Source organism: Rhodococcus sp. WMMA185, assembly GCF_001767395.1.
In the GTDB taxonomy this organism is placed as follows: Bacteria; Actinomycetota; Actinomycetes; order Mycobacteriales; family Mycobacteriaceae; genus Rhodococcus_F.
The window spans coordinates 2,252,862-2,267,837 of record NZ_CP017014.1 but is presented as its reverse complement, the minus strand read 5'-3'; the positions used below and the strand labels follow the sequence as shown (position 1 = coordinate 2,267,837).

The window sequence follows — 14,976 nt, the reverse complement described above, 5'->3', positions numbered from 1 at the left end:
TCGAACTGGCGAAGTTACACAGATTTAATGAACTGTGCTTACGCTCGCGGACATGGATCGCCAAAAAGAATTCGTGCTTCGGACCCTTGAAGAGCGCGACATTCGGTTTGTCCGATTGTGGTTCACGGACGTACTCGGATACCTGAAATCGGTGGCGATCGCACCAGCGGAATTGGAAGGCGCCTTCGAGGAAGGTATCGGCTTCGACGGATCCGCGATCGAGGGCTTCGCCCGCGTCTCCGAGGCAGACACGGTTGCGAAGCCAGACGCCTCCACCTTCCAGGTACTGCCGTGGAGTTCGAGTAAGGGGCATCAGCATTCGGCCCGAATGTTCTGCGACATCGCAATGCCGGACGGCTCCCCGTCCTGGGCCGATTCGAGGCATGTACTGCGTCGTCAGCTGAACAAGGCCAGCGACCTCGGTTTCAGTTGCTACGTGCACCCCGAGATCGAGTTCTTCCTGATCGAGAACGGGCCGATCGACGGTAGGCCGCCCAAGCCCGCCGACTCCGGTGGCTACTTCGACCAGGCGGTTCACGACTCCGCCCCCAACTTCCGCCGACACGCCATCGACGCGCTCGAGTCGATGGGCATCTCCGTCGAGTTCAGCCACCACGAGGCAGCACCCGGCCAGCAGGAAATCGACCTGCGCTACGCGGACGCGCTGTCGATGGCGGACAACGTGATGACCTTCCGGTACTTGGTCAAGGAGGTCGCGATAGCCGAAGGTGTTCGTGCCACCTTCATGCCGAAGCCGTTCAGCGATCAGGCGGGCTCTGCGATGCATACGCACATGAGCCTGTTCGAGGGCGAGACCAACGCCTTCCACGACCCGGATGATCCAATGCAGCTGTCGGGCACCGGAAAGGCCTTCATCGCCGGCATCCTCGAGCACGCCAACGAGATCAGCGCCGTCACCAACCAGTGGGTGAACTCCTACAAGCGTTTGATCCACGGCAGCGAAGCCCCGACCGCGGCATCCTGGGGGCCGTCCAACCGGTCTGCACTGGTGCGAGTGCCGATGTATACGCGGAACAAGGCGTCGTCGCGTCGTGTCGAGATTCGGAGCCCAGATTCTGCGTGCAACCCCTATCTCACGTTTGCGGTACTTCTCGCCGCCGGTCTGCGCGGTATCGAGAAGGGCTACGAACTTCCGCCCGAGGCCGAGGACGACGTGTGGGCGTTGACGTCGGCAGAGCGCCGCGCCATGGGCTACCGGGAGCTGCCCAGCAATCTCGATGGAGCCCTTCGGGTGATGGAGAAATCCGAACTGGTCGCCGAGGCACTCGGCGAGCATGTGTTCGACTTCTTCCTGCGCAACAAGCGCAGTGAGTGGGCGCAGTACCGGAGCCACGTGACACCGTTCGAACTCGAGACCTATCTTGGGTTGTGAGCAAGAAAATGGTGAAGCCTCCGCACGCCCGTTCCGTCGTACCGGGTCCCGGTCGACTGGGTTTGGTTGAACCGACCGCGCCATCCGAACTCGAGGAATTGGGCTGGGTCGGTGTCGACAGCATCGAACTGCTGTGGTCGCTCTCGCGCGCCGCGAATGCCGATCTCGCCCTCCGAACACTGGTGCGACTGAAAGACGGACTCGGTGAGGGCTGGGCCGAACTCGACGCGGCGCTCCGCGTGGACACGGGTCTGCGTGGTCGTCTGCTCGGTCTCGTAGGTGCTTCCAGCGCCTTTGGCGACCACCTGGTCGCGGACCCACTCTCGTGGAAGATCCTCTCCGGAGACGTCAAGCTTGCATCGAAGGAAGTGGCAACCGCCACGCTGATGGCCGCGGTCGGCGCGGAACCGGAGGTGGGTGCTCACCCGGACGCCAACCTCTACCGCGCGACGGTTACCGGCGCAGAAGCCGTTGCGGCCCTGCGCAAGGCGTACCGGGACGAGTTGATGCTGCTCGCGGCCGCAGATCTCGCGGCGACAGTCGAGAACGAACCGGTACTGCCGTACCAGACGGTCGGCCGCCAACTGTCCGACCTCGCGGACGCCGCCCTCGATGCCGCGCTCGCGGTGGCGGTGGCGACCGTGTGCCCGGATGCCCCGTGTCCGGTACGCCTCGCAGTGATTGCAATGGGCAAGTGTGGTGCGCGCGAACTCAATTACGTCAGTGACGTTGACGTGGTCTTCGTCGCCGAGCCGGCCGATTCGATCGCCAGCCGGATCGCCGGCGAGATGATGCGCGTCGGGTCATCGGCGTTCTTCGACGTAGATGCCGCGCTACGGCCTGAGGGCAAGCGCGGGGAGCTCGTTCGTACGCTCGATTCCCACATCGCGTACTACACGCGCTGGGCCAAGACCTGGGAGTTCCAGGCGCTGCTCAAGGCTCGCCCGATGGTTGGAGACACCGACCTCGGTCAGCGGTATGTCGACGCCTTGAACCCGATGGTGTGGACTGCTTGCGAGCGTGAAGATTTCGTTCCCGAGGTGCAGGAGATGCGCCGTCGAGTGGAGCGGATGGTGCCGTCCGAACTCCGAGAACGTGAACTGAAGCTGGGCAGGGGTGGCTTGCGCGATGTCGAGTTCGCCGTTCAACTTCTTCAGCTCGTTCACGGTCGCGCCGATGATTCCCTACACGTCCAGAGCACGATCGACGCGCTGACGGCGCTCGCCGCGGGTGGTTACGTCGGCCGTGACGATGCCGCGAATCTTGCCGCATCCTATGAGTTCCTGCGGTTGCTCGAGCATCGGTTGCAGTTGCAGAAGTTGCGGCGCACACACACCTTGCCGCCGGCGGACGATGACGAAGCGCTACGGTGGTTGGCGCGGGCGGCGCATATGCGTCCCGATGGGAGCAAGGACTCGCTCGGAGTCCTCAACGCGGAGATCAAGCGCAACTCGCACCGGGTACGGCGGTTGCACGCGAAGCTGTTCTACCGCCCTCTGCTCGAATCCGTGGCCCGCATGGACACCGATGCCCTCCGGCTGAGTCCGGATGCGGCCATCCGACAGTTGGCCGCGCTGGGCTACACCGCCCCGGAGAATGCGCTCGGGCACCTCACAGCTCTCACCAGCGGAGGATCTCGTAAGGGTCGGATTCAGGCGCTGCTGCTGCCGACGTTGCTCGAATATCTCAGTGACACATCAGATCCCGATGCGGGTCTGCTCGCGTACCGGCGACTGTCGGAAGCGATGACCGATCGCATATGGTTCCTCCGGCTGCTCCGGGACGAGGCTTCGGTCGCCGAGCGTCTGATGACGGTGCTGGGTTCTTCGGCCTACATTCCGGATCTGCTGATCAAGGCGCCGGACGTGGTTCGATTGTTCGCGGATTCGCCTGGCGGGCCGCGTCTGCTCGAATCGAAGCCCGAGGACGTCGCCCGTGGCATCCTCACCGCCTCGGCGCGGCACGCCGACCCCGCCCGCGCGGTCGGTGCGGCCCGTTCTCTGCGTCGATACGAGTTGGCCCGCATCGCTTCCGCCGACGTACTCGGCATGCTTGATGTGCCCGGCGTGTGCCGGGCGTTGTCGTCTGTGTGGGCCGCCGTGCTGGGTGCGGCTCTCTCTTCGGTGATCAAGGCGAGTGAGAAGGAACTCGGTGCGCCCGCTCCAGCGACCTTCGCGGTGATCGGGATGGGTCGGCTCGGTGGTGGTGAACTCGGCTACGGATCGGACGCCGATGTCCTGTTCGTGTGCGAACCCCGCGAAGGCATCGACGAGACTGTCGCCGTCAAATGGGCGAACAGCATCGCCGACAGGGTACGCAAACTGCTCGGCGCGCCCAGTACCGACCCACCTCTCGAGGTCGACACGGGCCTGCGTCCGGAGGGTCGCAGTGGACCGATGGTGCGCACGCTCGCCTCGTACGAGGCGTATTACACGAACTGGGCTCAGTCCTGGGAGATTCAGGCGTTGCTTCGCGCTCATCACATCGCGGGTGACGGGGATCTCGGGCTTCGTTTCCTTCACATGATCGACAAGACGCGATACCCCGAGGGGGGAGTGTCGGAGCAAGCGGTCCGTGAGATCCGGAGGATCAAGGCACGGGTCGACTCCGAGCGATTGCCTCGAGGAGCCGACCCGGCGACTCACACCAAGCTCGGACGTGGTGGTCTCGCCGACATCGAATGGACCGTGCAACTGATGCAGCTTCGGCATGCCCACGAACTCGAGTCGCTCCACAACACGTCCACGCTCGAGACCCTCGACGCCATCGGCGCGGCCAAATTGCTCAGCGAGTCGGACGTCGAATTACTGCGGGACGCGTGGATCACCGCGACGAAGGCACGCAACTGCCTGGTCCTCGTTCGTGGCAAACCGTCCGATCAGCTTCCCGGCTCCGGGCGGGTGCTGTCCGCCGTTGCGCAGATCGCCGGCTGGGGCGCTGATGATGCAGGCGAGTTCCTGGATCACTACCTGCGGGTGACCCGACGGGCCAAGGCTGTGGTGGAGAGAGTCTTCGGGGAGTGACCGCCACGTCGGGAGCACCGGTCTCTTGGGAGTTGCGTTTACTTGTCGCCGTCGGCTGGTTGGCGGTGGCGGTCGGGGTATTCGGCGTCGCTCTGAGATTGCTCGATGTGCAGAGCCAGCGACTGATCATGCTGGTGTCGGCCGCGCCCTACCTGATGGTGGGTGGCGCAGTCGGGGTAGTGCTCCTGGCACTGGCGCGGCACTGGGTCGGATTCGCGGTTGCGCTGGCCGTGGCTGTAGCTGCCATCCTGTCGCAGGGGCCGCTGTATGTGGCGAACGAGTCGGTGACCGCATCCGGGCCGGAACTGACGGTGATGCAGGCCAACATCTGGCTCGGTAACGCCGACGCCACGTCACTGGTCCGGCAGATCCGTGACCGCGATGTCGATGTGCTCACCGTCAACGAACTGACACCTGAGGCGCTCGACCGACTCAGGAACGCGGGAATCGAATCGACACTGCCGTTCTCGTTTCTGAGGCCGGGACACGGAGCGGAGGGGACCGGAATCTGGAGTCGGTACCCACTGTCCGACGAAGTCCACCATCCGGAGTTCGTTTTGTCTGCGCTGTCGGCTCGCGTGAACCTTGCAGATGATGTGAGTACTGCGCTGTATGCGTTTCACCCGGTCCCGCCGTGGCCCACGGATCCGGCGGTCTGGGCAGGGGAGATGGACCGTATCAGGGCCATTCTCGAGGCGATTCCGGCAGAGTCCGGGCCGGTCATCGTCAGCGGCGACTTCAACGCGACCCGCGATCACGTGAAGTATCGGAACCTCGTGACCGGACGGTACCGGGACGCCGCCGATCAAGCAGGAGCCGGTATCCAGAACACTTACCCAGCCGACCGGCAGCCGTTCCCGCCGATGATCGCGATCGACCATATCGTCGTGGGTGGGGCACACGCGCGGTCCGTACAGCCGGTGGTGCTGGCGGGCTCGGACCATCGTGGTTTGATCGCGAACATCGTTCTCGGCAGCTGAGCCGGGCCCGCAACACGGCCCTCGGTCAGGGGAGGGTGACGAATCCCTTGTCCACCAGCCAGTCACGTGCCACGTTCGCGGGTTCCTGTCCCTCGACGTCCACCCGACGGTTGAGCTCGGTGATTTCCGGGGTGGTCAGCGCGGCGGAGACGGGAGCCATCACCTCGGCAATCTGGGGGTGTGCGTCGGCGAAGTCCTTGGGCATCACGATGGCAGGGTTGTAGTTCGGGAAGAAGCCGAGGTCGTCGTCCAGTAGTACGAGGTCGAGCGCGATGATGCGCCCGTCCGTTGTATACACTTCGCCGAACTTGCACTCCTTTCCTTCGGCGGTCGCCTGGTAGATGATGCCGGTCTGCAGGATCTTGCGATCCGCTCGAGCAGGGTCGAAACCGTACCTGGCGGCCATGCCGGGATATCCGTCCGGCCTGACGTTGAACTCGGTTTCGACGCAGGTCGTTGCCGCCTTCGGGTCGGCTTTGACCAGTTCCTCGTACAGAGACAGCGTGGTGACACCGGTCTGTTCGGCGGTCTTCCTGCTCGTGGCGATCGCATACGTGTTGTCCATGGGCGCAGGGTCGACCCACACCATGCCGTTGCGTGCGAGGTCCTCGTCCCGGACCGCCTCGAACTGCGCAGTGGCGCCCGGGATCGGTGTCTCGTTGCCGAGATAGTTGATCCAGCCCGTCCCGGTGTACTCGTAGGTGATGTCGATCTGGCCGCTCAGTTGTGCGTCGCGCACGCTGTTGGATCCCGTGATGTTTGTGAGGTCGCGCACGTTGGCGCCGGCGGCGCTGAGTGCGAACTCGATGATGTAGCCCAGGATGACCTGTTCGGTGAAGTCCTTCGAGCCGACGGTGATCTTCACATTCTCGAGCTCCGGAACGGTCTCGATGCTGCCCGGCTCCACTGCCAACGGCAGTGCTCCCCCGGATTCGAGCCCGCAGGACGCCAGGGCGAATGTTGTGAGCGTGGCAGCTGTAGCGGCTATGGCGCGTCGGAATCTCCGCATCAGCGCAGTCCTTTCGGACCGAGGAACTCTTCGGCCAGAGCACCCAACCAGTCGACCAGCAGCGCAAGCGCCACCGCCAACACGGCGCCGACGACCAGGGTGACGTTGTCGCGCAACCTGTATCCGGTGTCGATCAGGATTCCGAGCCCCCCAGCGCCGACGAGGAAGCTCAGTGTTGCTGTTCCGACGGCGAGGACGAGCGATGTCCGCAGGCCCGCGAGGATGTAGGGGATGGCGAGCGGTAACTCCAAGGTGCGCAGCACCCTCCGAGCGGTCATACCCTGTCCTCGTCCGGCGTCGATGACAGCCGGATCAACCTCCTGCAGGCCCAGCATGGTATTTCGCAGAACCGGCAGGAGCGAGTAGAACGCGATGGGGAGCACTCCGATCCAGAACCCGGTCGTATTAGTTGCGAGAAAGAGAAGAACGAGCAGTCCGATGGCCGGTGCGGCCTGCCCGATGTTGGCGATCCCGATGAAGATCGGTGCGAGCCGGGTGAACCCGGGGCGAGTCAGCAGGATGCCCAGCGGAACGGCGATGGCGACGACGATCGTGACGACGACGAAGGTGATGAGCACATGCTGCCATGTCAGGTTCGCGATGTTGGCCGCGTTCATGCTCGCCTTCTGTGTGAGGGTGAGATCGCGGGTGAACGCCCATCCGAGAACTCCGACGACCAGGATCATGACGAGGATCGGCTGGACGAACAGGCGTGCCCGTTCCGACCGCTCGGCAGTGGGAGTCGGGTCCGGGGCCAGGACGGTGACGGTCACAACGAAGCCTCACCTTCACGCTCACCCACCGCGTCGTGGCCCTTGTCGAGTTCGCTGCCGAGTTCGTTACCGAGTTCGTCGCCGCGACCGGGGTTCTTCCTCATGGCGGAAAGATGGCTGACCAGGGTGTCAATCGTGATGAGGCCTTGGTATTCGCCTCGCCGCCCGGTGACCACTGTGGAGGCGCTACTCTCCGCCAAGAGGGCCTCGAGGGCGTCCTGCAACGTGGACTGGGTGGAGACGACTTCCCCGATCGGAGATCCGATATCGCGTAGCGAGGTGGCGGTGGCGAGGTGGTCGCGCGCCACCCAACGCGTCGGCCGATCGCGATCGTCGAGGATCAGTGCCCATTTGACCTTGCGCCGCTCGACTTCCGCGCGCAGTTCCTCGACCGCGCCGTCGGCGTAAGCGGTGGGGCAGTCCAGCAGATCGACGTCCCGGACACGTGTCAGCGTGAGCTGCTTGAGGGAAGCGTCGGCGCCGACGAACCCGGCGACCATGTCATTGGCGGGATTGGCGAGGATCATTTCAGGTGAGTCGAATTGCATGATGTGTGACTGATTGCCCAGCACCGCAATTCGGTCGCCCAGCTTGACTGCCTCGTTGAAGTCGTGAGTGACGAAGACGATCGTCTTGCCGAGCTCGGATTGCAGCCGCATCAACTCGTCCTGCAGTGAAGCGCGCGTGATCGGGTCGACCGCGCCGAACGGCTCGTCCATCAGCAGAACCGGGGGATCGGCGGCCAGCGCGCGCGCCACACCCACCCGTTGCTGCTGGCCCCCCGACAACTGTCGGGGGTAGCGGTCCCTGTACAAGCTGGGCTCGAGACCGACGAGGTCGAGCATCTCGTCGGTACGTTCATCGATCTTCTTCTTTTTCCAGCCGATCAGGCCGGGCACTGTGGCGACATTCTTCGCAATAGTCAGATGGGGAAACAGTCCCGCCTGCTGGATCGAATAGCCGATGCCGCGACGCAACTCGTCGGGATTGATGGACAGGGCATCTTTGCCGCCGATTGTGATCTTCCCCGAAGTCGGCTCGATGAGCCGGTTGATCATGCGCATCGTGGTGGTCTTTCCGCAGCCGGAAGGTCCGACCAGTACAACGATCTCCCCGGCGGGGATGTGCATCGAGACGTGGTCTACGGCGGCCTCGCGCTGCCCCGGGTAGTGCTTGACGACGTCTTCGAGGACAATGTCCACTCCCGAGACGGTGCGGTTCGTGGTGCGAGGTGCGTCGAGATCAGTCACGAATACCCCTGGATGTGGTGAGGCGGCCGACGAGGACATAGAAACCGTCGAGTACGAGTGCCAGGATCACGATGAGAACAGTGCCTGTCAGCGCCTGCGGTATGGCCGTCGGGCTGCCGACCCGGGAGAGTCCCGAGAAGATGAGGTTGCCGAGCCCCGGGCCCTTTGCGTATGCAGCGATTGCGAGGATGCCCATGAGCATCTGCGTGCTCAACCGCATGCCGGTGAGGATCGATGGCCAGGCGAGTGGCAGTTCGATTCGAGCCAAGATCCTGGTGCGGCTCATTCCCACTCCACGGGCGGCATCGGTTACCGCGGGGTTGACAGAGGCGAGTCCGAGGATGGTGTTCCGGATGATCGGCAGCAGCGCGTACAACACGAGGGCCGTCACGGTGGGAGCCACGCCAAGTCCGAGGATTGGGATGAGTAGGCCCAGCAGCGCGAACGAAGGGACTGTCAGGATCGTGCTCGCAAGCGCGGTCGCGACGGCGGAGCCGGCCGGACTGCGGTAGACGAGGATTCCGATCACCACCGCGGCGACAGTGGCGATGACCACTGACTGAACAACGGCACTGACGTGCAGGTAAGAGTCGGTGAGCAGTTGCTGCCTCCGAGTGGAGACGAAATCCCACAATTGCTGGATGTCCAACTACCGCCCCCTTCCCGGTGCGCGTTCGCAGATACCGTGTCTCGGTTCCCACGTTGCTATGGATCACCCGTGAGTGCAGCCAGTTGCGAGAAAATCTCGGACCGCCGATCGCCAACTGGGCTCGCCAGGGCGACGACGGGCATCGTGGTTAACAACGACTGGCATTGAGATCAAGACTGCCACGATGGCGCCGACTTCGCTCGCCAACCGAAAGCTGTCGTATGTGCGAGCATCCACGAACTTGCCACGTCGGTGGTTTCGATGTCGTCTGCTCCGGCGCCGCTCTCCCCGGGGTGCCTGTCGTCACGCCGGACGGATTCCGTGCCGATGTCGAGACCTCCCAGTGGCGAAGGTGCCGCCACCTGTCTCTGCAGATTCTTGGGGGATTCTCAGGGAAGAGGTTGAGGCTTCCGGGGGCCTGTATGGCCGCGGCTAACTTTGTTGCGGTTCTATCGCCTCTCCTTACTGGTCGAGCGCTTGCGGTGTATGGGGGTTGCTGCAAACTTCATGTAGTCGGCGGCGCGATTGCGCGAAAGATGTTCCGCCGCAAGCTGCTAGCGGTTCCCGGGGGAAGCCGTCTACGGTGTATCCGGAACGGAGTTGGAGCCGCTCGGTAGGTAGAGGTTGCGACCATCCGCGATCATCGCGTGAGCGGAAATATCAGGCAACCACGATGCACCGTCGTGGCGGCTGAGTTTGCTGTCACGGGTGTGGTGTTCGGGCAATCTGTCGTTCCGTTCGTGGGACCCGAGTCGATGGGACCACGGTGTCAGTCTTGTGCACTACCGGAGTGCAATGACAGTCCGGGGTGCGGGATGCATGGTCGATATGACGACAAGATCAGGAGAAAGTGTGAAGTTGTGCAACGGTGTTCGCGGTCGTACCGCTGTGGGAGGAGGTATCCGGCGTTCGGCGCTCGGGGTGGCGACCGTTCTCGGGATGGCGTTGGGTATGGCCGGGACCGGGGTGGCGACTGCGGCTGAGGATGCCGAGGAGTCGGTCAACGAGACGATCCGGGTGGGGGAACATCCCAGGGGGGTGGCCTTCACCCCGGACGGATCCCACGCCTACGTCACCAACCGTAACGACAGCACGGTGTCGGTGATCGAGACCGCCGGCAACAGTGTGATCACAACCGTTCCCAATGTGAGTACCCCACACGGCGTGGCGGTGATGCCGGACGGGTCCCACGCCTATGTCACCAACGAGAACGACAGCACGGTGTCGGTGATCGAGACCGCCGGCAACAGTGTGATCACAACCGTCGCCGTCGGGGAGTCCCCTAAGGGTGTGGCGGTGGCTTCGGACGGGGCTCACGCCTACGTAGCCACGCGTGCCGGGTTGTCGGTGATCGAGACCGCCGGCAACACCGTGACCGATACCGTCCCCGTCCCGGGAGCCTTCGGGGTAGCGATCGCCCCGGACGACTCCCACGCCTATGTCACCACCGGTGGCGGAGTCTCGGTGGTCGAGACTGCTCGCAACACGGTGACCGATACCGTCCCTGACGTTGGGCCGGTGAACGGCGTGGCGGTGTCTCCGGACGGGTCCCGCCTCTATACCACCAACGCCTTCGACTCAACGATGTCGGTGATCGAGACCGCGGGCAACACCGTGATAGATGCGGTCCACACCGCAGGGGGACCGAACGAAGTGGCGGTGTCTCGGGACGGATCCGTCGCATATGTGGCCAACAGTACAGCCGGTTCCGTGTCGCTCATCCGGACCGCCGGCAACCAGTTGATCGGTGAAGTTCCAGCCGGTTCAACGCCCAGAGGTTTGGCGATCAGCCCGGACGGGAGCTTCGCCTACGTCACCAGCGGCGGCCACAGTGAGAATGGCACAGTATCGGTGATCGATATCGACAGGTGAATCTGACCATACGTGACGCCGCCATCCCCGCTGAGCGGGGATGGCGGCGTCACTTCTTGGCTGGTCCGACGCACGAGGCGCTGAGTAGAGTGGCGGCGAATGCGCGAGTTACACGGCTCAACAGTTTGTTTGGGTGACATGCACTGGAGCACGGCCGGTGGGTGAAGCATGAATCGAATCGGGATCGACGTCGGTGGCACATTCACCGATGTCGTGGTCTTCGACGAGGAGACCGGATCAGCACGTTGTTTCAAGGCAGCTACCGACGATCGTCGACCGGCTGAGGGCATCATGGCCGCGTTCGACGCTGCCGGTGTCGATGGCGCAGATGTCAGCCACGTGAAGCTGGGAACCACGCTGGCGGCCAACGCCATTCTGACCCGGTGTGGGCCGGCCACCGGCGTGTTGACGACGGCGGGGTTCCGGGACGTCCTGGAGATCCGTCGTACTCACCGTGAGCGCCTCTTCGACCTCTACGAATCCATCCCGGCGCCGCTGGTACCTCGCCATCTGCGCAAGGAAGTCGACGAGCGGGTCGACAGCTCGGGCGAGATCGTCACGGAACTTGATGAAGACGGAGTTCGTGCCGCGTGGCGCGAACTCCGCGCGTTGGGGGTGACCACGGTAGCGATCTCCTTTCTGTTCTCCTTCCGAAACCCCACCAACGAGCTACGCGCACAGGAGATCATTGTCGAGGACGGCGGCGCCGACGCAGTGTTGTGCTCGAGTGAAGTGCTACCGGTGCTGCGAGAGTACGAACGGACATCGACGACCGTAGCGGCGGCCTTCGTTGCTCCGGTAGTGCGGAGTTTCGTCAGCCGACTCAGCGGGGAACTCGAACGCCGCGGCGTTTCCTCGCGGCGGCTGTCGGTCATGACCAACTCCGGTGGAGTGATTGGGGCCGATGCCGCCGGAGAGTCACCCATCCCGATTCTCTTGTCCGGGCCGGCAGGAGGAGTGTCGGCGGCACATTGGCTGGCAGCCCAGGCCGGCGAACCCGACATTGTGACTCTCGATATGGGCGGCACCAGCTGCGACGTGTCGGCAGTGCAGAGCGGTGTCCCTGACGAGCGCCTGGATATGAACGTGGGCGGGTTGGACATTGCTTACCCGACCCTCGACCTGCACACCATCGGCGCGGGGGGCGGTTCCCTTGCGTGGTTCGACGCCGGTGGGGCGCTGCGGGTGGGTCCGGCCTCGGCGGGCAGCGTACCCGGGCCGGCCTGTTACGGACAGGGCGGAACCCAGCCCACCGTCACCGACGCGAACCTGGTGCTTGGACGCTACGACGAAGGGACACTGCTGGGTGGTCACCTGAATCTCGATCTGGCTGCAGCGCGTGAAGCCATCGCGCACGAAATCGCCCGGCCGATGGGCATCAGCATCGAGAAGGCTGCAGCGGGAATCGTGCGGCTGGTGAATGCGGCGATGGTCAATGCGGTACGAACGATCTCGGTGCAACGCGGACGCGATCCGCGCCAATATGCGTTGGCTCCGTTCGGGGGCGCTGGGCCCGTCCATGCTCTCGATATCGCCGATGGTCTCGGCATCACCACAGTGGTCGTTCCGCCCTTTCCCGGTTGTACGTCGGCATTCGGCGCGATTCTGGCCCCGCCGCGCTGCGACGCACTGCGGTCGATCAACAGACCCTTGGCTGGTCTCGATGTTGCGATGGTGAGTGCGACGGTGAACGGCCTCGCCGACGAAGTGTGTGGATTCCTCGCAGGGGAGGGCTACGACCGCTCAGTGTTCGACCTGAAGTTGTGGGCCAGCTTGCGCTACGCCGGACAGTCACACGAGTTGGTGGTGCGCCATGACGGTCTGGGGGTCACCGCCGAGTCCCTCGGTGCACTTGCCGTTGCGTTCAGCGCGGCCCACGAACGCCGGTACGGCCACCACTTCGATGATGTCGCGGTCGAATTGGTCACCCTGCGGGTCACCGGCATCGCGCACCAGCCCGACCCCGACGTGACCTGGACATGGGCCGAGGTGAAGTGCAGCAACAACTTCCAGACCCGTCAGGTGTATTTCGAGTCGATGGATCGTTTCATCGAGACGCGGGTGCTCGCCCGTGGGGCACTGGCGGTGGGGGAGCGGCTTTCCGGTCCGGCGGTGCTGCACCAGGAGGACGCGACGACACTCGTCCCTCCTGGCTGGTCGGCGCAACGAGACGCCGGCGGATGCCTACTGATCTACAAGGAAGAACCATGATCCCCACGGCGACAGACCCATTCACCCTGCAGGTCATCGGTCATGCGCTGATCGCGATCTCCCGCGAGATGGGGATCACGCTGTCGAGGACATCGTGCTCGCCGATCTTCAACGAAGGCAACGACTACTCCTGTGCGATCTTCGACACGCACGGCCAGATGGTGACTCACGGTGAGTTCCTGCCCATCCACCTCGGATCCATGGTGTTCGCCACCCAGGTGGTGACCGATGCCTTCGGCACCGACGGGCTCGAGTCCGGTGACATGGTGGTCTTCAACGACCCCTACCTGGGTGGAACTCATCTCCCCGATGTCACTTTCGTGGCGCCCATCTTCCACGACGGCGCGATGCTCGGCTACGCCGTCAACCGAGCACATCAGCTGGACATCGGTGGTACCAGCGCGGGCAGCTTCTATTCCGAGGCGCGTGAGAACTACCAGGAAGGGCTTCGGATCGCGCCCGTCAAGCTGGTGCGCGGCGGGGTGCTCGACGAGCACTTGTTGGGGCTCATCATCGGCAACACCCGTCTGCCCGAACAGCTTCGAGTGGACTTCGAGGCCCAGATGTCGGCCAACCGCACCGCAATCCGCCGGCTGATCGAGCTTGCAGAACGATACGGTGCGACCCAGGTTCAGGCCGCGATGGCACTGATCCTCGACCAATCCGAGCGCCGCACCCGGCAAGCGATCAGGCGGTTGCCCGACGGCCAATATCACGCGCGGGACTTCATCGACAACGACGGCATCATCGACGTCCCCCGCGTCATCGATGTCACGGTGCGCATCAGCGGCGACGAGGCCGAGGTCGACTTCACCGGATCGTCCGAGCAAGTCGAGGGACCGCTCAACAGCGTGCTGGGTTGCACTTGCGCGGGGGTGTACATGGTGTTCCAGGCGGCCACCGACCCCGATATCGAACCCAACGCCGGCTGCTACCGTCCGATCAAGATCTTCGCGCCCGAGGGCACCATCGTGAACCCGCGATTCCCTGCACCCTGCACCGGCGGCACCGAGACCACCATCGCCGTCCACAATGCCATGTTCCGGGCGCTGGCAAGCATCCCGCGAACGGAGGACGGGCCGCGAGTAGTGGCCTGTGATCAGGGGTCGGGGAACAACAAGATCATCAGCGGCACAGATCCGCGCTCCGGCCGCAGGTATGTGCTGTACGAATACCCGGAGGGCGGGTGGGGTGCGGGTCGTGATCGCGATGGACACAACGCCGTCTGGTCGATTGTCGGCAACATCTCGAACGTGCCGGTGGAGGTAGTCGAGGACCAGTATCCGGTTCGGGTAGAGCGCTACGAGTTGCGTACCGACAGTGGGGGTCCGGGTATCCACCGTGGCGGCCTCGGCATCCGGCGGGATCTCCGCGTTCTCGGCCACGACGCGACGGTTTCGATCCTCGGCGGCCGGGCGCGGGTACCGCCGTGGGGCTTCGAAGGCGGCCTGGCCGGCGCTCCCGCGGCTTACACCGTAGATCCGGGAGAAGCGCAGCAGCGTCCTGCCGCACCCGAATTCGGGAGCAAGGCACACAATCTGGCGCTCAGAGCCGGTGAGGTCATTTCGCAGTGCACCGCCGGCGGTGGTGGCTGGGGTGACCCGGCCGAGCGTCCGCCCGAGGCAGTAGCCGCCGACGTCCTCGCCGGATACGTCTCTGCGCGGCAGGCCAGGGAGGTCTATCTGGTGGTCCTGTCCGAGGACGGCGAGGTCGACCCGGACATGACGCTGGCGCTGCGCGCTGAGCGGAGCGAAGCGGTCGGAGTGGACGGCAGCGTCAGGTAACCACACGCAGAAGGGCCCGCCCCCGCTGCAAT

The 14,976-nt window shown here is 64.2% G+C and carries 10 protein-coding genes; 6 read left to right on the top strand and 4 right to left on the bottom strand.

Going from position 1 to position 14,976, the window contains the following annotated elements:
* The first annotated feature begins 52 nt into the window (after positions 1–52).
* Genes BFN03_RS10035 through BFN03_RS10025 form a run of 3 tightly spaced genes read left to right on the top strand, consistent with a single transcriptional unit; the run spans position 53 to position 5,396 of the window.
* The gene (locus tag BFN03_RS10035) at positions 53–1,393 is read left to right on the top strand and encodes a glutamine synthetase family protein (RefSeq protein ID WP_070380795.1); all 1,341 of its coding nucleotides are present in this window, start codon (positions 53–55) and stop codon (positions 1,391–1,393) included.
* A gap of 8 nt (positions 1,394–1,401) precedes the next feature.
* On the top strand, positions 1,402–4,416 hold the full coding sequence (locus BFN03_RS10030; protein WP_070380796.1) for a bifunctional [glutamine synthetase] adenylyltransferase/[glutamine synthetase]-adenylyl-L-tyrosine phosphorylase: 3,015 nt from the start codon (positions 1,402–1,404) through the stop codon (positions 4,414–4,416).
* Entirely contained in the window at positions 4,413–5,396 is a 984-nt protein-coding gene (locus tag BFN03_RS10025) for an endonuclease/exonuclease/phosphatase family protein (protein WP_070378884.1), read from the top strand. Before BFN03_RS10030 ends, BFN03_RS10025 begins: the two co-directional genes overlap by 4 nt.
* Before the next feature lie 25 nt (positions 5,397–5,421).
* Here BFN03_RS10025 and BFN03_RS10020 read toward each other — a convergent pair whose 3' ends face one another.
* From BFN03_RS10020 to BFN03_RS10005, 4 genes are read right to left on the bottom strand one after another with little or no spacing between them, the layout of a single operon-like run.
* Entirely contained in the window at positions 5,422–6,405 is a 984-nt protein-coding gene (locus BFN03_RS10020) for a glycine betaine ABC transporter substrate-binding protein (protein WP_070378883.1), read from the bottom strand.
* Complete coding sequence (locus tag BFN03_RS10015) at positions 6,405–7,178, bottom strand: ABC transporter permease (protein ID WP_232320216.1); 774 nt, start codon at positions 7,176–7,178, stop codon at positions 6,405–6,407. The genes BFN03_RS10020 and BFN03_RS10015 overlap by 1 nt, the downstream gene beginning before the upstream one ends.
* The gene (locus BFN03_RS10010) at positions 7,175–8,428 is read right to left on the bottom strand and encodes an ABC transporter ATP-binding protein (protein ID WP_084385576.1); all 1,254 of its coding nucleotides are present in this window, start codon (positions 8,426–8,428) and stop codon (positions 7,175–7,177) included. Before BFN03_RS10010 ends, BFN03_RS10015 begins: the two co-directional genes overlap by 4 nt.
* Positions 8,421–9,071 (bottom strand): ABC transporter permease, encoded by a 651-nt coding sequence (locus BFN03_RS10005; RefSeq protein WP_198163489.1) that lies wholly within the window; start codon positions 9,069–9,071, stop codon positions 8,421–8,423. Before BFN03_RS10005 ends, BFN03_RS10010 begins: the two co-directional genes overlap by 8 nt.
* Before the next feature lie 858 nt (positions 9,072–9,929).
* Here BFN03_RS10005 and BFN03_RS09995 point away from each other — a divergent pair.
* The 3 genes from BFN03_RS09995 to BFN03_RS09985 all read left to right on the top strand — a co-directional run bounded on the left by BFN03_RS09995 (position 9,930) and on the right by BFN03_RS09985 (position 14,944).
* A complete protein-coding gene (locus BFN03_RS09995; RefSeq protein ID WP_070378880.1) occupies positions 9,930–10,949 on the top strand; it encodes a beta-propeller fold lactonase family protein in 1,020 nt (339 codons plus the stop codon).
* 168 nt (positions 10,950–11,117) lie between these two features.
* Entirely contained in the window at positions 11,118–13,160 is a 2,043-nt protein-coding gene (locus BFN03_RS09990; protein WP_070378879.1) for a hydantoinase/oxoprolinase family protein, read from the top strand.
* Positions 13,157–14,944: a hydantoinase B/oxoprolinase family protein gene (locus BFN03_RS09985; protein WP_070378878.1), complete on the top strand. Its 1,788-nt coding sequence runs from the start codon at positions 13,157–13,159 to the stop codon at positions 14,942–14,944. Before BFN03_RS09990 ends, BFN03_RS09985 begins: the two co-directional genes overlap by 4 nt.
* Positions 14,945–14,976: the final 32 nt, after the last annotated feature.

What these genes read in the sequence shown, in the direction of transcription:
- BFN03_RS10035 (WP_070380795.1), top strand. Translation starts at nt 53, where the DNA reads ATGGATCGCCAAAAAGAATTCGTGCTTCGGACCCTTGAAGAGCGCGAC.
- BFN03_RS10030 (WP_070380796.1), top strand. Translation starts at nt 1,402, where the DNA reads ATGGTGAAGCCTCCGCACGCCCGTTCCGTCGTACCGGGTCCCGGTCGA.
- BFN03_RS10020 (WP_070378883.1), bottom strand. Translation starts at nt 6,405, where the DNA reads ATGCGGAGATTCCGACGCGCCATAGCCGCTACAGCTGCCACGCTCACA.
- BFN03_RS09990 (WP_070378879.1), top strand. Translation starts at nt 11,118, where the DNA reads ATGAATCGAATCGGGATCGACGTCGGTGGCACATTCACCGATGTCGTG.
- BFN03_RS09985 (WP_070378878.1), top strand. Translation starts at nt 13,157, where the DNA reads ATGATCCCCACGGCGACAGACCCATTCACCCTGCAGGTCATCGGTCAT.